The organism is Desulfonatronovibrio hydrogenovorans DSM 9292 (assembly GCF_000686525.1).
GTDB classification, from domain to species: Bacteria; Desulfobacterota; Desulfovibrionia; order Desulfovibrionales; family Desulfonatronovibrionaceae; genus Desulfonatronovibrio; species Desulfonatronovibrio hydrogenovorans.
Genome location: NZ_JMKT01000015.1, coordinates 39,525 through 59,671, shown reverse-complemented (window position 1 = coordinate 59,671; position 20,147 = coordinate 39,525). Strand labels below are relative to the sequence as shown.

At 47.0% G+C, this 20,147-nt stretch carries 17 protein-coding genes; 5 read left to right on the top strand and 12 right to left on the bottom strand.

All coding sequences use genetic code 11. The annotated features are described in order from the left end of the window. Positions 1–4: 4 nt before the first annotated feature. The 6 genes from P771_RS17495 to P771_RS0112215 all read right to left on the bottom strand — a co-directional run bounded on the left by P771_RS17495 (position 5) and on the right by P771_RS0112215 (position 7,767). A complete protein-coding gene (locus P771_RS17495; RefSeq protein ID WP_051617312.1) occupies positions 5–790 on the bottom strand; it encodes an outer membrane lipoprotein-sorting protein in 786 nt (261 codons plus the stop codon). Between the two features lie 109 nt (positions 791–899). Then, entirely contained in the window at positions 900–1,772 is an 873-nt protein-coding gene (locus tag P771_RS17490; RefSeq protein ID WP_150112193.1) for an N-acyl amino acid synthase FeeM domain-containing protein, read from the bottom strand. A 163-nt stretch (positions 1,773–1,935) separates the two neighbouring features. After that, positions 1,936–3,591, bottom strand: a complete 1,656-nt coding sequence (locus P771_RS0112240) for a DUF1302 family protein (protein WP_161635972.1) — start codon at positions 3,589–3,591, stop codon at positions 1,936–1,938. 253 nt (positions 3,592–3,844) lie between these two features. Next, positions 3,845–4,759, bottom strand: a complete 915-nt coding sequence (locus P771_RS18405) for an N-acyl amino acid synthase FeeM domain-containing protein (protein ID WP_051617310.1) — start codon at positions 4,757–4,759, stop codon at positions 3,845–3,847. Between the two features lie 639 nt (positions 4,760–5,398). After that, positions 5,399–5,884, bottom strand: a complete 486-nt coding sequence (locus tag P771_RS19185; RefSeq protein WP_051617309.1) for a prepilin-type N-terminal cleavage/methylation domain-containing protein — start codon at positions 5,882–5,884, stop codon at positions 5,399–5,401. Positions 5,885–6,399: 515 nt separating this feature from the next. Further along, positions 6,400–7,767, bottom strand: a complete 1,368-nt coding sequence (locus P771_RS0112215) for a sigma-54-dependent transcriptional regulator (protein ID WP_028575367.1) — start codon at positions 7,765–7,767, stop codon at positions 6,400–6,402. A 108-nt stretch (positions 7,768–7,875) separates the two neighbouring features. Here P771_RS0112215 and P771_RS0112210 point away from each other — a divergent pair, with 108 nt between their 5' ends. The 3 genes from P771_RS0112210 to mltG are packed head-to-tail and all read left to right on the top strand — an operon-like array spanning position 7,876 to position 12,842. Next, positions 7,876–11,415: an FAD-binding and (Fe-S)-binding domain-containing protein gene (locus P771_RS0112210; RefSeq protein ID WP_028575366.1), complete on the top strand. Its 3,540-nt coding sequence runs from the start codon at positions 7,876–7,878 to the stop codon at positions 11,413–11,415. A gap of 16 nt (positions 11,416–11,431) precedes the next feature. Then, positions 11,432–11,842, top strand: coding sequence for a Holliday junction resolvase RuvX (gene ruvX / locus P771_RS0112205; RefSeq protein WP_028575365.1), 411 nt, complete (start codon positions 11,432–11,434; stop codon positions 11,840–11,842). Between the two features lies 1 nt (position 11,843). Continuing rightward, entirely contained in the window at positions 11,844–12,842 is a 999-nt protein-coding gene (mltG, locus tag P771_RS17475) for an endolytic transglycosylase MltG (RefSeq protein ID WP_051617308.1), read from the top strand. Positions 12,843–12,892: 50 nt separating this feature from the next. Here the strand turns inward: mltG and P771_RS0112195 are convergent, their stop codons facing one another. Further along, positions 12,893–13,249, bottom strand: a complete 357-nt coding sequence (locus tag P771_RS0112195; protein WP_028575364.1) for a response regulator — start codon at positions 13,247–13,249, stop codon at positions 12,893–12,895. Between the two features lie 102 nt (positions 13,250–13,351). Between P771_RS0112195 and P771_RS0112190 the strand changes: the two genes are divergently transcribed. Continuing rightward, positions 13,352–13,546 (top strand): hypothetical protein, encoded by a 195-nt coding sequence (locus P771_RS0112190; RefSeq protein WP_028575363.1) that lies wholly within the window; start codon positions 13,352–13,354, stop codon positions 13,544–13,546. 1 nt (position 13,547) lies between these two features. Next, the gene (locus P771_RS0112185; protein WP_028575362.1) at positions 13,548–14,450 is read left to right on the top strand and encodes a PP-loop family protein; all 903 of its coding nucleotides are present in this window, start codon (positions 13,548–13,550) and stop codon (positions 14,448–14,450) included. Positions 14,451–14,530: 80 nt separating this feature from the next. On the opposite strand, the gene leuB is transcribed toward P771_RS0112185, so the two are convergent. From leuB to pssA, 5 genes are all read right to left on the bottom strand, one after another. Beyond that, the gene (gene leuB, locus P771_RS0112180; protein ID WP_028575361.1) at positions 14,531–15,604 is read right to left on the bottom strand and encodes a 3-isopropylmalate dehydrogenase; all 1,074 of its coding nucleotides are present in this window, start codon (positions 15,602–15,604) and stop codon (positions 14,531–14,533) included. A gap of 61 nt (positions 15,605–15,665) precedes the next feature. Next, on the bottom strand, positions 15,666–16,160 hold the full coding sequence (locus P771_RS0112175; RefSeq protein WP_028575360.1) for a 3-isopropylmalate dehydratase small subunit: 495 nt from the start codon (positions 16,158–16,160) through the stop codon (positions 15,666–15,668). Between the two features lie 90 nt (positions 16,161–16,250). Then, positions 16,251–17,510 carry a 3-isopropylmalate dehydratase large subunit gene (leuC, locus tag P771_RS0112170; protein ID WP_028575359.1) on the bottom strand — a complete coding sequence of 420 codons (1,260 nt, stop codon included), beginning with the start codon at positions 17,508–17,510 and terminating at the stop codon, positions 16,251–16,253. 102 nt (positions 17,511–17,612) lie between these two features. Beyond that, positions 17,613–19,169, bottom strand: coding sequence for a 2-isopropylmalate synthase (locus P771_RS0112165; protein WP_028575358.1), 1,557 nt, complete (start codon positions 19,167–19,169; stop codon positions 17,613–17,615). A 212-nt stretch (positions 19,170–19,381) separates the two neighbouring features. Next, the gene (gene pssA / locus P771_RS0112160) at positions 19,382–20,146 is read right to left on the bottom strand and encodes a CDP-diacylglycerol--serine O-phosphatidyltransferase (protein WP_028575357.1); all 765 of its coding nucleotides are present in this window, start codon (positions 20,144–20,146) and stop codon (positions 19,382–19,384) included. Position 20,147: the final 1 nt, after the last annotated feature.

The window sequence follows — 20,147 nt, the reverse complement described above, 5'->3', positions numbered from 1 at the left end:
AATTCTACCAGCTTTCCAGGTATCTAGTTGAAAAAAAGGACGGATCTATCTGAGATGAATTGTATTCAATTTCCAGAGTAACAAGGACTGTCCGGTGATTCTGCTTGAGGTCATGCATAAGAACATGGGTCGGAGTCCATATCCCCTGTACCTCCTCCAGGCTTAAGACCTGGTAGGTTTTGACATGATCTCCGCGCTGATTAAAGAATAATGTTTTGACTGGAATGGCCATTTCCTTGGGAATCCAGCTTTTTAATAACGAATACTGGGAATCGGCTGCAGGCAGGGGGCGGATTTCAAGAATCCAGCACTCCCTTCCATCGACAATTTCTTCGCCAGTTACGATATGTTCTGACTCATCAACTGGCCGCCTTTCCATATCTTCGTATGTAAAATCCGAATTTACAAAAGACCTGCCTCTTTGAGTAGAAACAATCCTTCTGGTCCGATCCAGGGCCGGTAGATAAAGAAACTGCTGGGTACTGCCATCCCCCTGTTCCAGGGAAAGGAATCCGGTCCCGGCAATATCCGCCGGCTCAAGGAACCGGATCAACGAGCTTCTAATGTTGTTGTCATCCATGGTAATGGTTATGAGCTGACGCATCCTTGACCGATCATTCCTGTCCACCAGCTCCATGGTCATGCGGGCTATTGAATTATCACCCATGTAATAATCATGGACTTCACTGGCCAAGTCAGTTCCATCCGGGAAAGAATCCCGGGCTTCAGCCTGGAAATAAACCAGCCCAAAAATAATAACCGCAATCAGCAACTTAAACTTAAACAGCATCTATTCTCCAGGTCGTTTATTGGTTAGACGCACTCAGCATCTCATGGTCAAGAACGTACCGTGACCAGAGATTGAATCGAACTACTTAAGCAGGTTAATAAGAGTCTCTCTACTCAGATTCAAGCCCTGGATACCATGAGTTCAAGGCTTCTTTCATAGCTTCCGTTACGTTCTCCAGCAGTGAGGAATCTTTGGAAAGAAAATATGCTACAGTGTTTGAATCCAGTCCGTTTTTAGTCTTGCTGGAGCAAAAATCATTGGGCAATACCCGAGCTACCTTTTCCCCGGGAGACTGCCTGGCCACATCATGAAAATATGAATAAAGCGGTGTATCAAACTCAAGATCCTGGCAAATCTTGATCATCACATCCTTTGATTCTGCAACCTTGGCCCGCAGGGCAACGGCAGGGGCATCAACCCTTGGATAATGCCGGACTGGTCCAAGTTCTTTAAATGGAAACAAATTTTTATAGTAGCGGACATGCCTGGGGTTAACCGCAATACAGACGTCATCAACTCCCTTGTAAATCGAATACCAGTACATGACCTGAACAAGGTAATGGAAGATATTTTTCCAGCGATGTTCTCGCGGAGTAGCTAAGGCAGAAAGCTCAACAATTTTGCGACCCTGATTACGCAGCTCATCAAGCTCAGGCCTGTAAATTACATCCATAGGCAAGCCGAATTCAGGGGTATCAAATATCTGGGTAAGGTTTGATATGACAGATAAGTAAGACTTGGCAATGATATGAACTGTGTCTGGCAAAAGAGAATAGATGCTGTACAGCATCTGATGCGGTTTAGGCTCAGTAATGAATTTTTTTTGCAGGTAAATCTGATAAACCAGAGAAAAAGCCTTTTCCAGTTCTTCCCTGGTTTCAGCGAATTTGACCGCTGGCCGATCCAGATCCAGCAGGTCTTGGTTATGAAGACCTGAACGTTTAATCCGAAGGGTTCTTCTTCGTTCCGGCTGCTTAAACACAGCCCCTCCTCGAAATAGAACCTCAGGTATTCTCTGGCTTTGAAGCTGCATGATTTATCACCCCTGGTTGAATATTATCGGCAACAAAAGATGCGGACGTTAATCCCGCTCGGTTTGGAAAACCGTTCATGCCAAAAGTGAAATTTGCAAGATATGAACCAGGTTAAAAGTGATACTTAACCCTCAAATATATTTGATCATTATCCTTATATTGTCCCAGTATAGTATCCCTGCTTCCTTGAAAAAAATGTAATCCGAAAGTCACATCCAGGTTGGTGACCGGAGTATAGGTTATATAGGGATGAATGTGAGATGAATCATCACTTAAAAAATATATTCCCCTGACCCCGGTTTCCCAGGTTCCTCTGGCCCAATCCTTACTCAACTCTCCAATAATAGAGTAATTATGTCTTTTAAAAAACAAAATTTCGTCCTGGTGATTGAAGACATACTGACTTGAGAGTTGAAGATTGGCGTACCATTCATTTTCCCCAATATAATCTATCCCTCCAACTCCATGGAATGCAGGTCGCTGCATGGAGGTCAGATCATCCCGGATAAAAGTCTGTTCATCAAAATATGCAGCCTCACCTCTTATTCCGAAATTGCCATGTACTGTTTCAAACTCCAGTCCATAAATTCTACTTCGGGCATACCTGACCTCAACTTTCTCATCCGTCAGATCGGCAGGGTCAGGAAAACTCTTTTTCAGATCATCAAGGGAAAATGCACCATCTACCTTCAGATTCTTAATGGGAAAACTTGAAACATAGGGCATGGCTTCTCTGGTGTATAAAAAGCTTGCCGCCCAATCCACTTCTCCCAAAGTTTTTCCAAGCCTGGCCCCAACGCTCGAATTTTTCAGGGTTCTTGGGGGATTACTTTCATTGACTCGGATCCCTTTACTGTATTCTTTAAAAAAATCAGGAAGATCACTGTCAATAATATCTTGCCTGGCATGCCGGAAAAAAGCCCAGTTGGTTCCAAAAAAATCCATTTCATGGGCCTGATGAAAGGGAATGAACACCCCCTCCAGATTCCAGTCATCCTGAAAATACCTGATCCTGGCCATCCAATTAGGAATCTTTCGGTCTTCCAGGTCCATGATCAGGAACTGGCGCATGTCCTGGGCATTAATATTATCCACAGGGCTCAGCTGATCGGTCTTTCCCCAGCGAACCGTCTGCCTGCCCAGCCGGAACTGCCATGGTCCCTGATCCCAGTTCAGGTAGGCCTCAAAAAGGTCAAGATCATGGTCGTTATAGGAATTTCTTTTTCCAAACCAGAGATAGTCCGACTGGGCCGATACAATTAGATACGGATCCGGGGACTGAAACAAAAGATGACCATTGGACTCCAGGCTTCTGAAGGTATACCTGGCCTCGGCCCTTATCTTTTGCCTGTAGCTTCTGGTCTGCTGATTTTTCCCATGTCTCTTGAGATCAGACCCGCCGTAAACATCAATAAATCCGCTGAACCGGAAATTATCTTTCCAGTTCCGGCCTTCAACGTTTGAGCCATCAGATGATGGCCCCAGCAAAGACATGATATTTCCAGCGGTTGACTGTTCATGATCGTTACTAGCTTTCAGAAGCGAACCATCATCACCAGAATGGTCTTCAGATGATCCCTCAGGCTCGTAAACAGAATCAGGTCTGTTTCTTACAACAGGAACCCGTCCATTGGCTGCCAGCTGGACCGGCTCCACCCTTACCGGGGGTCGATGGATTATGGGTTTTCTGATTATGGGACTTCCAGAAGAAGAGTGCAGTGCGGGATTGCCATTTAAAAAATGACCTTCAAAACCACCTGGGTCCATTATGGATCGGACAGGTTGAGCTTTTAAGTCTGTATGAAAGGGAAAAAAAATAACAACAATGAACATAAGGACGGCCCGAAGCGGAATCCGGCCCATCATCCAAGTAGATGGCGTTGTATTCAGATTCAGATACCTGATCATGCCCTGATGCGGATTAGAGTGGCAGCAAAAACATTTGATACAAAGGATTCACAATCATGTGAAAACTCCTTTAAAACTCAATATGACACCTTATGCTTTAAATACCACTAAATCAACACAGGGACAAGCCCGGGTAGGCGTTTTCAAGCATTTTTTTCTGCACTCTGTTCAACCCGCTCAGGATGGAGGGCTCAAGACTTAAAAAATGGTGAACAGACCCGGAGTCAAGTCTGACCGGCTGGAAAACAAGCTGATGATCCCTGGCAGGGGTTTTGCCTCTGAGGGACTTTTGCAAGCTCTGTTCAACCCGGTACAACCATTTGTAAAACGGGGCATCAGAGCAAATCAAATCAGAAATCTTCATCATATAGTCCAGGGCTTCATACACCCTGCCCCTTAGCCCGACCGCAGGAGCATTTACCCTTGGATAATGGCGGACCGGTCCCAGCTCTTCAAAGGGAAAAAGACTGGTATAGAATTTTTTGTGTCTGGGATTGACCACGATACAGATATCATCAATTCCCCGGTAAAGGGCATACCAGTATACAGCCTGGATCTGGTACAAAAATATGTTGCGCCAACGGAACCTGCACGGCGTGGCCAGGGCTGAAAGTTCGGCAATCTTTCTGCCCTTGCTCCTGATCAGGTCCAGCTCCCTTTTGTAAATAGAGTCCATGGGCAGGCCGAATTCTTTTGTATCAGGGACATGGGTCAGATTGGATATAGTGGCCAGGTTCCTGCGAACACTGATGTGGGTTGTTTCCGGCAGCAGCGAATAGATGGAAAAAAACATTTTATGAGGCCTGGGCCGGGAAATATACCCCTTTTCCCGGTATATCTCATAAACCAGAGAAAAATTCTGTTCCAGATCCCTTTTCTTTCTGGCAAGACTTACCACCGGCATTCCAAACTTCTGGCCCTTGTCCATCTTAAGACCTGAACGTTTTATCCTTGATTGGCAGGCCTTGGTCAGAGGTCTATATTCAAGATAAGATCCTTCAAGGGCCTGGGCGTTATTTAGCATCATTTGATCGTTTCACTTTGTAATCTCTGAACCTGTCATTAATAATTAACAAACGAGACTGAAAATACCACATTCCAGACCTCAGAAGGATAATGAGCAAAATGGATACCAGTAAAATTATTTTTTTATGGCCTGATTCAAGGAGAAAAGCAACTGCCGGCTAACAGCCCGAAACAACATGTTAATCAGGATGGATGATATAAAGGAAGGATTGCTTTGCCAGTAAGGAAGTTTTTTATTGAGAAGGACAAAGAACGATATTTTCCCATGGTGGGCAAAATTTTGCCCACCATGGGGTCAAGTGAGCAGAGCCAAGCTATAGAGTGAGAAGAAAAGAAGACAACAATTGTCGTGTCGGGCTCAGTCCCTTTTCACAATGGCTACCTGCCAAATGAATTTCATAATCCTAACCTGGAAGGATAATCTTTGGTGAAGCAATTTCCGTGGACCCAGCCAGTAAGTAGAGTTTATCTCTGAATAGATTGACAAATACTAAACCAATTAAAATCGATAACGACCATAAATGGCATATTATAACCGTCCAAATACCATGATGAATAAACATCAAAACATAGGGGGCTTAAGCCCCCTATACTTAAATATTAACATGCTGAATCGCTTACTATTCCAGTTCGAATAGATCTATTCACTACTCGGAGCTCCACCAGGACCAGGACACTTGTCGTCACCTTCTTCTAACGTACCTGCAGGACAACAATTAAAGGCACTAGTGGGATCCTCTAAGCTATTGCAGAATACTGATACGCCATTGATTTGTGTTCCTGTAAAGCCTGCAAACTGAATAGCGCCATCTCCATCTAGTTCAATTGGAACAAAATAATCTGCATCATTCACATCTTGCCCTACATAGCACATCCAGGTCCAAGTATCTGATTCATCTTCATATACCAACTGGTCTCCTTCTGGTGATAATTCACCAGCGGCATATCCAGCACCAAGCTGGTTCATACAAGTTCTTATGGATGCCTGCACCCCGGTTGCTGTGGAATTTGCCCTGTATTTACCATACTGAGGAATGGCTATGGCAGCCAGAATACCAATGATGGCCACAACAATCAGAAGTTCGATCAGAGTAAAACCTTTTTCACCTTTTTGGGGAAACTTCATAACAAACCCTCCATAAATTAAATAAAATTAAAATGTTCCTGTAAATATTCATCCGGTCCACGCCCTGATGCCATCCTTGAATTCGTTTCAGAGACGCATGATTAAGATATAGCGCAACTGAAAAAAAGTCATCCATTATTTAATTTTCTTGACACCTAACCAAGCTCAGCCCTGTTATCTATAATTAGCAAGATGCAAGCCGAAAATACCAAACCCTTGAACCTGCTCAAACCGGCTATCCTTTTTCTGACTCAACACTCAGTCATAATTGAATAATTTAACCAAGAATCATGGTTCCATGAAGAACTTATCCAGGGAAATTCCCATCAAGTTCAAAACTGACTTACCAAAATGTAATCATGATTACAATGAAGGCGATCTGAAAATGAATGAATGCCTGAAAATACAGGCCAGATAGTGAAAGGAAATAATAGCAGGACGAAAAGAACCAGTCTTGAAAAAATCAAAATATAAAAAAACCGGTTGGGTTGCTACAGACACTTGGCCAAAGTATCTCACCCTTTATTTTTTCGCCAGCTCCAATGGGTGATCCCAAGCTTTTTGATCTTGTAGTTCAGAGCCCTGGGGGAAATCCCAAGTTGATCAGCTGCTTTTTTCTGAATCCAGAGGTTAGTCTCCAGGGCATCCAGGATGATTTTGTACTCTGATTCATCCAGTTTCTGAGAAGCAGGAGGGGAGTCATTATTCATCTTAAATACATTGCCCGAGTCAAGATGAATATTCTTGCCACCGATGACCGGTCCGGTTTCAAGGAGTACGGCCCGCTCAATAACATTGGCCAGTTCCCGGATATTGCCGGGCCAGGAGTATTTCTGCATCATTTCCAGGGCCTGATCACTGAAGCCCTTGACCCTGCGCTTGGTCTCCCGGCAAATCTTCCCCAGAAGATACATGGCCAAAGGCTCTATGCACTCCCTGCGGTCTCTAAGACCTGGCAGGTGGATCACCAGAACGTTGAGCCTGAAATAAAGGTCCTGTCTGAATTGGCCTTTTCTGACCATGGAGGCCAGGTCCTGGTTGGTGGCTACAATAATCCTCACATCGCTGTGAATCGTCTTATTCCCGCCAAGCCTTTCAAAGGTCTTTTCCTCTACCACCTGCAGGAATTTGGACTGCAAAGAAGGACTCATCTCCCCTATTTCGTCCAGGAATACTGTCCCTCCTCTGGCCTGCTCAATTCTTCCCTTTCTGGTCTTGACCGCGTCAGTAAAAGCGCCCTTTTCATGGCCGAAAAGCTCGCTTTCCAAAAGGGTTTCCGGGATATTGGCGCAGTTAATCTTAACAAAAGGCTTTTTCTTTCTAAGGCTGTTGAAGTGGATGGCCCCGGCCAGAAAGCTTTTACCTGTTCCGGTTTCTCCAGTTACCAGCATATTGGAATCGGTTTCGCAATACTTTCGTACCAGATTCATCACGGATTTCATGGCCTGGCTCTCTGCCACAATCTTGCCCAGGTCATAAACAACATCCTGCTGCCGGCGAAGGTAATCAATCTCATTTTTCAGGCTGCTTTTTTCCAGGGCTCGGTTTACAGCAAGCTTGATTCTTTCACCGGAATAGGGTTTGGCAATGAAGTCAAAAGCTCCAGCCTTGACTGCATTGACAATCCAGTCGGAATCGTCGCGTTCACTGGTCACGATAATCGGTGTTGCCGGCAGGGAAGTGACGAGAGTTTTTAGAGTTTCCAGGTTGTCAGGGCTTCCACCTTCCAGATCAAAGATGCCGATATCAAAATATTTTCGGGCATAAGTCTTCCCGACTTCCTGCACATGCCTGCAGATGTTCACATCATAGCAAGGTGACAAAGAGTCCCTTAAAATGTCCTGGTAAGTCTGGTTCTTCTCCACACTCAGTATGCTGGGCATAACCACCTCTAGGCTGATTTGGCGTGCAAAACCTGAAAATTCATTACTTGCCTTTCAGGTTTCGAGTATTTATGGTTATAGATTCATTTTAAGTATAAGGAAGTATCAATGGCCGATAAAAAGCCGCATATATCCCTGCCAGCGGAAAAGCTTGTCAAAAGGGTTCTGGACATGAGTCCAGAAAGCTTTGATTCCTGGCCGGAGTCAGTCCGCAACCTTGCCCTTAGCCTGGCTGGCGAACTGTTTATAATCCGTTACAACCCCTTTATCAATCCCGACCTCGTCCAAAAAAGCGTCTGGTCCAGATTAAATACCGAGAGATCAGCCCTGTCACCTCAGTACTTTCAGGAGATATCCAGCCGTCTGGATGCATACTGGCAAACCTTTGAGGAAGACCGGGAGTTCAAGGGCCAGGTCATTAAGAACCTGTCCAGACGCATGCCTCCTGCCAATATTGTCACCACTCCCAACACCATAATTGAGTGTTCCACAGATGCCACTGATCTGCGCATGGAACTGCCCATGATGGTCCTTTTCCCAGAAAACACCTCTCAGATCAGGGCAATCGTTCAGCTGGCCAATGAAATGAACTTCACCATCGTCCCCAGGGGAGGAGGTTCAGGCCTGACCGGTGGAGCCATCCCGGCCATGCGACTTTGTGTGATCCTCAGTCTTAGCAGAATGAAGGAAATCCTTGAAATTGACAAGGAAAATCATGTGCTCTGTGCCCAGTCCGGAGTCATTACCCTGGATGCCATAAAAGCAGCTGCCAGGGAGAACCTTCTTTTCACTGTTGACCCTGCTTCCAAGGCTGCTTCATCCCTGGGCGGCAATGTCTCCGAAAACGCAGGTGGCCCCTTTGCCTTTGAATACGGAACAACAATTGACAACATTCTCAGCTACAAAATGGTCCTGGCCAATGGAGAACTCCTGGATATTAAACGGGCCAATCATCCCGGACACAAAATCCTTCTGGATGAAACAGCTGAGTTTCATATCTTTGATGAGCACGGCCGCTTAAAAGAAACCATTCGACTGTCCGGAGAAGACATCAGGAGCCCCGGACTTGGAAAAGACGTTACTAACAAGTTCCTGGGCGGTCTGCCAGGCATTCAGAAGGAAGGGGTGGACGGTGTGATCACCGAGGCCTGTTTCACCCTTCATCCGACCATGGCTCTGTCCAGGGTTCTCTGCTTGGAATTTTACGGCCATTCCATGCGTAATGCCATGCTGGTCATTAAAGACATAGTGGGGCTGCGTGACAAGATCAGGATCAACGGAGACTTAGTAAAAATATCCGCTCTGGAGGAATTTGGGACCAAATACGTCCAGGCCATTGAATACCGCAAAAAGTCAGCCCAGTATGAAGGCGAACCCATTTCAGTCTTGATTGTTCAGCTTGACTCCAATGATGCCCTGGCTCTGGACCAGGCTGTGGAGAGCATCGTTGACATCGTGTCCCCCTATGATCAGGTGGACGTGTTCGTGGCCCGGGATGCCAAAGAAGCAGAAATCTTCTGGGAAGACCGGCACAAGCTGTCAGCCATTACCAGGCGCACCAGCGGATTTAAGATCAACGAAGATATCGTCATTCCCCTTGATGTGATACCTGAATTCTCCGACTTCATTGAAAACCTGAATCTCTATTACCTTGCCCTGGCCTACCGCAAGGCCCTGAACACGGTTCTTGATCTGCAACAAGTGGACATGGATGACGAGTTCATCCATATGGAACTGGATATCGCCATGGGAGTCTTGAAGGGCAAGACAACCAAAGATGATCTGCCCGAGGAAATATTTCACCTGCAGATCGGGTTCTTTTTCCAGGATCTTAAGGGGAGATATCCTGAATTACGCCGGGATCTGGAATCCATTCTGGATGAACTGAACAAAACAAAAATTATTGTGGCCAACCACATGCATGCCGGTGACGGTAACTGTCACGTGAACATCCCGGTCAACTCCAATGACCCGGAAATGATGCACTTAGCAGAAGATGCAGCCCAGAAAGTATTTGCCAAGGTGCTTGAGCTGAAAGGACAGGTTTCTGGAGAGCACGGCATCGGCATCACCAAGATCGGATTTCTGTCCGATGACAAGATTGCCGCCCTGAAAGCTTACAAGAAAAAAATCGACCCCAGAAATGTCTTTAATCCGGGAAAGCTGATTCAAAAGGATCTGCCTGTTCATCCCTACACCTTTTCCTTCAATCAGCTGATTGAAGATCTCAATAAAACCGGCCTTGAAGAAAAAGACAGGCTCATCAACCTTCTAAGAAGCATTCAGTCCTGCTCCAGATGCGGCAAATGCAAGCAGACCTGCCCCATGTACCTTCCCCAGAAAGGTCTTTTGTTTCACCCCAGAAACAAAAACATAGCCATGGGAGCCCTCATTGAAGCCATATACTATACTCAGCTTCTCCATGGAGATCCTGATCAGGAGGTTGTTGGGCACTTAAGAAGGATCATGGAGCACTGCACAGCCTGCGGTAAATGCACCCAGGCCTGTCCGGTAAAGATTGAAAACGCCAGGGCTGCTCTGGAAATGCGTTCTTTTTTGGACATAAACAAAGCTTCAGGCCATCCGGTCAAAAACAGAATCCTTAAATACCTGAGCCAGGACCCCCAGAAAATGATCCCCAGGGCTGCCAAACTGGCTGGCATTGGTCAGAGAATCCAGAACACCGCTCTGGGAATTGTACCCTCATTCTGGAGAAAAAAACTGACCAGCCCCCTGTTCCGGGATAGATCTCCTGAAATCGGTTTTCGCAATCTTCCTGAGGCCCTGCGCCTTGGCAAACATCACATTTTCAGGCCAGAGAACAAGGCTACAGGCGAAGCTGTCTTTTATTTTCCTGGATGTGGCGGAGGCCTTTTTTATCGCGACATTGGCCTAGCCAGTCTGGTCCTGCTTTTGGAAGCAGGTCGAACCGTTATTTTGCCGGACAAACATCTTTGTTGCGGCTATCCGTTGCTGGCCGGAGGTTGCCTGGAAAGCTATGAAAAAATCAAAGCTGACAACCGCAGGATGCTCCAGCAGCTTATCAATTCTGCTAAGGATCAGGGGCTGACTTCCGGGCATATCCTGACTTCCTGCGGAACCTGCAGGGAAGGGATTCATGATTACCGCCTTAAGACAAATTCAAAAGATCTGGGGCATCTGGATATTGTTCAGTACCTGTTGCAGGAAACAGAACCGAAACCTCAGAATGGCCCGGAAAAAATCCTTTACCACCCTGCCTGTCATGCCGAATGGGTGGGGGTGAATCTGCTTAAGGCCGGAGAGGTATACGCTTCAAAACTAGGGGAATTCCTGGGATCAAAGATTGAACTGAGTCCTGGCTGCTGCGGTGAATCCGGTCTGGGAGCCATGACCTCTCCAGAAATCTACAATCTTATCAGGGCAAGAAAACAGGAAATCCTTGCAAAACAATTGCCCGAGTATAATGAAGATTTTCCCCTGCTGGTGGGATGCCCTTCCTGTAAGATCGGTATTTCAAGAAGCCTGATGGAACTAAAATCCAAAAGAAAAGTCTTACATACTGTGGAGTATCTGGCCCAGACCAGGCTGGGGAAAACCTGGAAAAACGATTTTTTAAAGAAGCTGTCCAAAAGCAGGATACAGGAACCTGTGCTGTACTATTCCTGAGCCAACATTAATCAAAATGCGCTATCTGGGAATTGACTTTGGACTGAAAAGAATCGGCCTGGCTGTGAGCAGCCCCTGCCAAAGCATGGTCTTCCCCTTGGCAACCATTGTCAGGACCACCCGGCAGGATACTTTTGACCAGCTCATGGACATAATTGAGAAACAGAACATCCAGGCCGTGGTCTTGGGGCTTCCCATCCAGGCCGACCAGGAACCAAGCCTTACATGCAGGCAGGCAATCAATTTTAAAGAGAGTCTCTGCCGCAGAACTGATCTGCCTGTTTACACCGTCAATGAGGCTTTTACCTCTGGAGAAGCAAAATCAATGCTCTTGGAGCGAAAGTTAAGCCAGACCAAAGTCAGAGAGAATCTTGACCAGATGGCAGCAGTTCTTATCCTTGAAACCTTTTTGAATCAGACATCGTGACATGAAAAAAGCAATCTTTTCTTTTCTGATTTTCTTTGCATTGCTGCTCATATCAGGGGCCGGTTATTTCTACCACTCCATAACCACCCCTGCCAGTGCCAAAAGCCTGGAAACCATTGTCCGCATCAACCATGGCCAGAGCTTTAAAAGCATTGCAACTCAGCTTCATTCAAAAGATCTCATAAGAAATGAAATGGTCTTTTATTTTCTGGGCAGGCTCACCGGCCAGGCCAGAGATGTCAAGGCCGGTCACTACCAGCTGGATCCCTCATGGTCCATGGTCAGGATACTTGACCATCTGACCATAGGCCGTGAAGCCTTGAACCGAATCCAGATCCCGGAAGGTCTGAGCTGGTGGCAGACCGGAAGACTGCTGGAGCATGAAGGGCTGGTTGATTTTGAAGAATTCAGCAGGCTGGTTAATGACCAGGACTTTCTGGAGGGACTTGGAGTACACGGAAAAAGCGCTGAAGGTTTTTTATTTCCAGAGACCTACTATCTCTCACCCACCAGGGACATTGGAGCCAGAAGGCTTATCAGTATCATGATCGGCCAGTTCTGGAAATCCACCGGACACTTGTGGGAGCAGATGGACTTCGATGAAGTCTATCAGACCATTAATCTGGCTTCACTTGTTGAAAAAGAAACCGGGATCAGTGCGGAACGAAGGATTGTTTCCGGGGTATTTCACAACCGGATCCAGAAAAACATGCTGTTGCAATGTGATCCCACGATAATATACGGCCTGGGAGAAGAATTTGAAGGCAGGCTGCGCAGATCTCATTTGGAAGACCGGGACAATCCCTACAACACTTACAGACATCGGGGCTTTCCTCCCACCCCCATCTGCTCACCGGGCCTGGCTTCCATTAAAGCAGCCCTGTTTCCAGAAGAACATAACTACCTGTATTTTGTATCCAGAAACGATGGTTCCCATCACTTCAGCAAAACCCTGCAGGAACACAACCGGGCTGTAAACAGGTATCAAAGAGGCAGGTAACCCCAAGCATAAACTTGGTGCATCTAGGAGGCAAAGTGTAACCAGCCTGATTAGCTTAGAATTTTCTTTACTTTTCCGACCAGCTCGGTCAGGTCCACAGACTTGACCACATAGTGGTCTGCGGCAATGGACTTTAGGTCGTGCTGAAAGCTGTCATAAGCTGTGCACAAAATTACTGGGATATCCTGGTCCTGGGAACGGATTTCCTGAAGTATATCCAGGCCTGACCGGTCATGACCCAGCTTGATGTCCAGCACAACCAGACCGGGCTTTTCTTTCTCAAGCAGGGCAAGGATGTCTTCGGAGCCATCTGATGTGACAACTTTATAACCAAGGCTTTCAAACTCTTCCTGGTAAAGCATCCTGATATGAAGCTCATCATCGACAACCAGAATCTTCTTACTCATAAAACCATCTCCTCGTGGAGTTAATGCCCGGTTAACAGGAATATTTGTCTTAATCCAACTTAATAACACCAGATAATCTAAACAGAATCAAAGAGCAAGCAGATGCAAGTCCTTCTTCAGCCGGAAAATAAAATTAAGGAAATCCCCAGGGTCGCAACTGTGCTGGGACTGCTTAACAAACTAGGCCTTAAGCCGACCCAGGCCCTGGTCATCAGGGAAGGCCGGCTTTTGACCCCGGATGTCCAGATATTTCCAGATGACCAGCTAAAAGTCAGGGTTGTGGCATCCAGAGGATAACATGAAATGTACCAGATGCAAAGATACGGCTGTAATTGCCCTTCCCAGCCATAACGCCGGATTCTGTCCTGAATGCTATCTGCTTTTCTTTGAAAGACAGGTTGAAAAAGCCATCAAGGACAAAAAGCTGTTCAGCCATGACGACAAAATCCTCATCGCCTTAAGCGGAGGAAAGGATTCTCTGGCCCTGGCCTGGCAGTTGAAAAAACTCGGCTACGACGTTTCCGGACTGCATATTGATCTGGCCATCCCAGGCTCATCAGCAGATGCCAGATCCCATGTGGAAAGATTTTGTTCAGAAAACAGACTTGAACTCTACATCCTGGAAATGGAAAAAATGGGACTGCCCATTCCAGAAGTGAAAAAGATAATCAAAAGGCCTGTCTGTTCGGTATGCGGCAAAATTAAAAGATATTATTTCAATAAATTTGCAATGGATAATGGCTTTAACGTTCTTGCCACCGGACACAACCTTGATGATGAAGTGGCCAGGCTTTTTTCCAATGTCTTCAGATGGGACGCTGCCTACCTGGGAGATCAAGGCCCTTTACTTCCTGCAGAAAATGGCTTTGTGCGCAAAGTTAAGCCCTTGTACCGGATGGGAGAGTTTGAGACAGCCAACCTCTCTTTTCTGGCTGGAATTGATTACGGATTTACTCCATGTCCCTACAGCAAAGGGGCAAGCTTCACATTTTACAAGACCCTGATGGATGAGCTTGAGCACAAGCAGCCAGGACGAAAGTTGAATTTTTATGAGGGATTTCTTAGCCGGGGACAAAAAGCTTTTGCCAAGATGGACCGGGAAGAGGGTCAAAAGCCCACGCCCTGTCTGAACTGTGGTTACCCCACATCCGAGGATATCTGTGGTGTGTGCCGAATCAGGCAAATTTTAGGGGACAGCTAAGACTGTCAGCATCAAACTGGAGGACAAGATTTTCTGATGAATCTTGTCCTCCGAAAAAAACTGATTAGAAAAAGATCCGGCTAAAGGGCCTGAACCACCAGATTCCCCATCTCATCACAACCAACCTGCTTCATACCCGAAGACATGATATCCCCGGTTCGGAAGCCTTTTTCCAGAACATCTTTAACTGCACCTTCAATAGCCATAGCCTCTTTGTCTAAGGCAAAGGAATGCTTGAACATCATGGCCACAGAGAGAATGGTTGCCAGTGGATTGGCCAGATCTTGTCCGGCAATATCCGGAGCAGAACCATGAATAGGCTCATACAGAGCTGGGTTCTTCAGACCCATGGATGCAGAGGGGAGCATGCCCAGAGATCCGGTAATTACCGCAGCCTCATCCGAAAGGATGTCTCCGAAAAGATTTGAGGTAAGAATAACGTCAAACTGGGACGGGTCCCGGACCAGCTGCATGGCTGCGTTGTCAACGTAGAGATGGCTGAGTTCCACATCAGGATACTCCCTGGCCGTCTCTATTACGATCTCCCTCCAGAGCTGAGATACATCCAGGACATTGGCCTTGTCCACCGAACAAACCTTTGAGCGCCTTTTCCTTGCAGCTTCAAAGGCAACCCTTGCCACTCTTTCTATCTCATCTTCGGAGTAGATCATGGTGTTAAAGGCAAATTTTCGACCGTTTCTTATTTCCTCCCCCCTTGGCTCTCCAAAATATATCCCGCTGGTCAACTCTCTGACCACCAGAAGATCAATGCCCTTGTCCACAATATCTGGCCGAAGCAGGGATGCGTCTTTAAGCTCAGGAAAGAGCAGCGCAGGCCTCAGATTGGCAAAAAGATCAAAAGCTTTGCGGATGCCCAAAAGTCCTTTTTCAGGACGAATTGCTTTATCCAGCTCATCCCATTTGGGTCCGCCCACTGCTCCGAGCAAGATAGCGTCTTTGCCCGAGCAGAGTTCAATGGTTTCATCAGGAAGGGGAACACCTTTTTCATCAATGGCAGCCCCACCGATCAGAGCATGGTCAATCTCCAGATCATGGCCAAAGAGATCAGCAATCCTGGCCATGACTTTTTCAGCCTGAATCATTATTTCCTTGCCGATTCCATCCCCGGGCAAAACGCATATCTTCATGTGCATAGAAATTCCTGTGTGTTTCAGATTTACAGAAAAAAATCAGGACTTAAACTACCCTTAAATTTTACTGAGCCACCTTTTCCCGAACATAGGGGATTAATCCCCCTTTGGCCAGGATTTCAGCCATGAACTCTGGAACCGGACGGCTCCTGATTTCTTTATTGGTGGTGAGATTTTTGATAATTCCGGTCTTTGCATCAATATCCAGCTCATCACCGTCATTTATCCCGGCTATGTCGTCGCCGATTTCCAAAAGGACCAGGCCCATGTTGAACCCGTTACGATAAAATATCCTGGCAAAACTATGAGCAACAACCACTGGCATGCCCGCCCCAAGGATAGCTATCGGGGCATGTTCCCTGGACGAACCACAGCCAAAGTTTTTCCCGCCCACCAGGATATCTCCTTTGTTCACTCTTTTTACCCAGCCTTCTTCCAGTCCTTCAAAACATTTGTTTCCCAGCTCTGTTGCATCTGTGGTCACCAGGAATCTGGCCGGTATGATGGCATCAGTATCTATGTGATCTCCGACCTTATGAGCTTGACCTTTATAATTCATCTGAATTCTCCACTATAGTTTATAAAACCAAAGGCTCTCCTGCACCTGAACTCTCATCCATCAAAAGCAAGATGGGCAATCTGCTGGCTATTACAGCTTTTCCGGATGAATAATTTCACCGGCTATGGCCGCAGCAGCCGCTACCACAGGAGATCCGAGGTAGACTTCACTTTCCAGGCTGCCCATCCGACCTTTGAAATTTCGATTGGTCGTGGCCAGGCATTTTTCCCCTGAAGCCAGAATCCCCATGTGTCCACCAAGGCATGGTCCACAAGTCGGAGGGCCGATAATTGCCCCGGCCTTGATGAAGATGCCAAGCAACCCTTCATCAAGAGCCTGCTCATAAATCTTTGGGGTTGCAGGCAGCACAATGAATCTGACCTTGGGGTTCACCTTCTGGCCTTCAATAATCCGGGCAGCCTGTCTCAGATCAGAAATGCGGCCATTGGTGCATGAACCAAGCACAACCTGGTCGACTTTGATTCCTCCAAGCTCATCAATGCCTTTGACATTGTCAGGAAGATGGGGACAGGCAACTTGAGGTCCCATACCGGTCATATTAATCTCTACTTTCCGGTAGTATGAAGCCCCGGCATCAGGGAATATCTCAATGGCATTTTCAAAACCTTTCTGGCTGCAATATTCAAGGGTTTTCTGATCTGATGGGAAAAGCCCGACTTTACCTCCAGCCTCAATAGCCATGTTGGCCATGGTCATCCTGCCTTCCATTTCCAACTGGTCAACAACCGGTCCGGCAAACTCAAGGGCCCTGTACAAGGCGCCGTCAACCCCGATCAGCCCGATCAGGTGCAGAATAATATCCTTGGCCGTGGTATATTTTTCAAGCTCTCCTGCGATGTTCACCCTGATGCTTTCCGGAACCTTGAACCAGGTTTCGCCCAAAGCCATGGCTCCAGCTATGTCAGTACTGCCCATACCGGTGGCAAACGCGCCCAGCCCTCCATAAGTACAGGTATGACTGTCTGCGCCTACCACTATGTCTCCTGGCCCGACCAGGCCCAACTCAGGCAAGAGAGCGTGTTCAACCCCTACGTTCCCACCTTCATAGTAATGGACCACGCCCATTTCCTTTGCAAACTCCCGGACCTTTTTGACCTGCTCGGCTGAATCAATGTCCTTATTGGGGGTGAAATGGTCGCAGACCAAAGCGACCTTTTCCCGGTCAAACACCCTTTTAGCCCCCATTTTCCGAAACGAATCAATGGCCAGGGGAGCAGTGATATCATTGGCCAGCACCATGCTGGTTTCACACTGAACAATCTGGCCGGCCTCCTTAACCTCTTCCCTGCAGTGCATTTGCAGAATTTTCTGAGCTAGTGTCTTTGCCACAATGGTTATCTCCTATTTGGTATAAGGCAGTCAGGACTCATAATTAACAATAAAAATCCAAACAAATCAGACAGGCTTCCTGATCTTCAGGTAGCTATTCAGCTAAGGTGCATGGTCACCAGATCCATCAGCCCTGCCTTCTTCAAGGTCACTTTCCTTTTTGGCCAGACGGTTCAAGGCATTTATATAGGCTTTGGCACTGGCCACAATGATATCCGGATCTGATGCCCGGCCCACTGAGGTCATGGAGTTTTCTTCAAGCTTGACTGTAACCTCTCCCTGGGCATCAGCCCCGCCAGTGATAGCATTGACCGAATAACGCATAAGCTTTGGACTTCTTTCAACTAAATGGTCAATGGTATTGAAAACCGCGTCAATGGGACCCACTCCGAAATCCGACAGCTGCTTTTCCTCACCCATGACTTCCATTTTAAGGGCAGCGGTTGGAATGGCCATGTTTCCGGACATGGAACTCAGGTAGATCAGTTTGAACTTATCAGGTATCCGGTAAACCTCTTCCAGGACTACAGCTTCCACATCTTCAATAAAAACCTGTTTCTTTTTATCAGCCAGGTTTTTTACTGCCTGAAAAACCTGGGAAAGCTGCTCCTCAGTCAGGCGGTAGCCAAGTTCGTCCAGCTTGCTCTTCAGGGCATGGCGGCCTGAATGCTTGCCAATAACGATGTCACTGGATGACTTGCCGATGCTGTCCGGGGTCATGATTTCGTAAGTCTGCCTGTTTTTGAGCATGCCGTCCTGGTGGATGCCGGATTCATGAGCAAAGGCATTGGCTCCAGTAATGGCCTTGTAAGGAGGAATGGGCTGCCCGATGATCATGGAGAGAAGCCGGCAGGACGGATAAATCTGGGCTGTATCAATTCCGGTTTCAAGGCCATAGTAGTCTGCCCGGACATTCAAAGCCATGACCACTTCTTCCAGGGCAGCGTTTCCAGCCCTTTCTCCAATTCCGCTCAGGGTCACCTCGGCCTGTCTGGCTCCAGCCTTGATCGCTGCAAGGGTGTTGGCAACGCCAAGGCCCAGGTCATTGTGACAATGCACACTGAAAATCGCCTTGTGACTGTTTTCCACGTTGTCCAAAAGAAACCTGATCAGCTCTCCATATTCATAAGGCTGGGCATAGCCCACTGTATCGGGAATATTTATAGTTTTTGCTCCGGCTGCTATGGCTGCCTCAACCACCTTAGCCAGGAATTGGGGCTCGGACCTGGAAGCATCTTCAGCTGAGAATTCCACATTGGGACAAAGGCCTGCTGCATAGGCCACAGCATCCCTGGTCATCTCCAGGACCTGGTCCCTGCTCTTACCCAGCTTGTATTTCATATGGATGTCAGAAGTTGCAATAAAGGTGTGAATCCTGGGTTTTGCAGCTTCCTTTATTGCCCCCCAGGCAGCATCAATGTCTTTTTTGACTGACCGGCAAAGTCCGGCCACCTCGGCATTTTTCACTGAAGCAGCTATCTCAGAGACTGAATCAAAATCTCCCTGGCTTGCAGCTGGAAACCCGGCCTCTATTATATCCACACCGAGCCTTTCCAATTGCCTGGCCAGCCGTACCTTTTCCCTGGTATTCATGGTCGCTCCAGGTGACTGCTCGCCATCACGAAGGGTGGTATCAAATATATATACTCTGTTGGACATGGTATTTCTCCCTGATTTATTTAAATAAAAAATATAATAAGTTACAAGTCTACTGAGTGAGGAGTCAACTTAGCCATCAGGAACAGGGTTATCTGAATCAGATCTGTTATGGTGTGTTATCCAGAAACCCCTAAAAAGGTTAGACTCATCACTCCAAAGACTCAAGTCCTGAAATAAGGCGACCAAAGCGGTCAATATGAAATATTAAATAATTATGAGAGCTCCTTTTTGGGCTCTCGTAGGTTTGCAGGCTTGCGTAGAGGAAGGTAAAGGTAGGTGTATATCAGACCTGAAAAGACATAGGCCATGAAAAACAGAAAGCCCAGAAATTTGGGTTCTGAAGCCACCAGAACAAAAATCATGATGGCCGTGACCGTTGAAGAAAATGGATGGAGCCTGACCATCTCAAGTTCTTTAAATGAAGCATATTTCACCTTGCTGATCATAAGCAGGCCAAGGGCAAAGGTCAGGGCCAGGGTTGCCTTGGGCAGGACAACCGTCAGCAGTGTTTCAGGCAGATAAGTAGTAAAAAGGACCAGAGTGGCCAAAGTACAGGCAGCCGCAGGGATGGGCAGCCCCAGGAAGAAACTCTTGGGCAGATTCTTGGTTTGGAGGTTGAACCTGGCCAGCCTGAGGGCTCCGCAGGCCATGAACAAGAATGCTACTGCCAGCCCGACCTGATCAAAGGCATGGGTCTGCCATAAATAAATCATAAGCGCCGGACACACTCCAAACGAAACCAGGTCGGACAAAGAATCAAACTGGATTCCAAAATCAGAGGTCGAATTAGTCAGTCTGGCAATCTTGCCATCAAGACCATCAAAAATACAGGCAGCCAGGATGGCCAGAGCGGTCAGTTCAAACCGGCCCTCAATGGCCCACAATATGCCCATAAAGCCGATAAACAGACTGGCTGTGGTCAGCAAGTTAGGCAGGATATAAAATCCCTTGTGTTTTGGGCCTGATTTATTGGTCATT

Excerpts from the sequence above, each read along its gene's own strand:
- P771_RS17495 (WP_051617312.1), bottom strand. The coding sequence starts at position 790 with ATGCTGTTTAAGTTTAAGTTGCTGATTGCGGTTATTATTTTTGGGCTG.
- P771_RS0112240 (WP_161635972.1), bottom strand. The coding sequence starts at position 3,591 with ATGGACCCAGGTGGTTTTGAAGGTCATTTTTTAAATGGCAATCCCGCA.
- P771_RS18405 (WP_051617310.1), bottom strand. The coding sequence starts at position 4,759 with ATGATGCTAAATAACGCCCAGGCCCTTGAAGGATCTTATCTTGAATAT.
- P771_RS19185 (WP_051617309.1), bottom strand. The coding sequence starts at position 5,884 with ATGAAGTTTCCCCAAAAAGGTGAAAAAGGTTTTACTCTGATCGAACTT.
- P771_RS0112215 (WP_028575367.1), bottom strand. The coding sequence starts at position 7,767 with ATGCCCAGCATACTGAGTGTGGAGAAGAACCAGACTTACCAGGACATT.
- P771_RS0112210 (WP_028575366.1), top strand. The coding sequence starts at position 7,876 with ATGGCCGATAAAAAGCCGCATATATCCCTGCCAGCGGAAAAGCTTGTC.
- ruvX (WP_028575365.1), top strand. The coding sequence starts at position 11,432 with ATGCGCTATCTGGGAATTGACTTTGGACTGAAAAGAATCGGCCTGGCT.
- mltG (WP_051617308.1), top strand. The coding sequence starts at position 11,844 with ATGAAAAAAGCAATCTTTTCTTTTCTGATTTTCTTTGCATTGCTGCTC.
- P771_RS0112195 (WP_028575364.1), bottom strand. The coding sequence starts at position 13,249 with ATGAGTAAGAAGATTCTGGTTGTCGATGATGAGCTTCATATCAGGATG.
- P771_RS0112190 (WP_028575363.1), top strand. The coding sequence starts at position 13,352 with ATGCAAGTCCTTCTTCAGCCGGAAAATAAAATTAAGGAAATCCCCAGG.
- P771_RS0112185 (WP_028575362.1), top strand. The coding sequence starts at position 13,548 with ATGAAATGTACCAGATGCAAAGATACGGCTGTAATTGCCCTTCCCAGC.
- leuB (WP_028575361.1), bottom strand. The coding sequence starts at position 15,604 with ATGCACATGAAGATATGCGTTTTGCCCGGGGATGGAATCGGCAAGGAA.
- P771_RS0112175 (WP_028575360.1), bottom strand. The coding sequence starts at position 16,160 with ATGAATTATAAAGGTCAAGCTCATAAGGTCGGAGATCACATAGATACT.
- P771_RS0112165 (WP_028575358.1), bottom strand. The coding sequence starts at position 19,169 with ATGTCCAACAGAGTATATATATTTGATACCACCCTTCGTGATGGCGAG.
- pssA (WP_028575357.1), bottom strand. The coding sequence starts at position 20,146 with ATGACCAATAAATCAGGCCCAAAACACAAGGGATTTTATATCCTGCCT.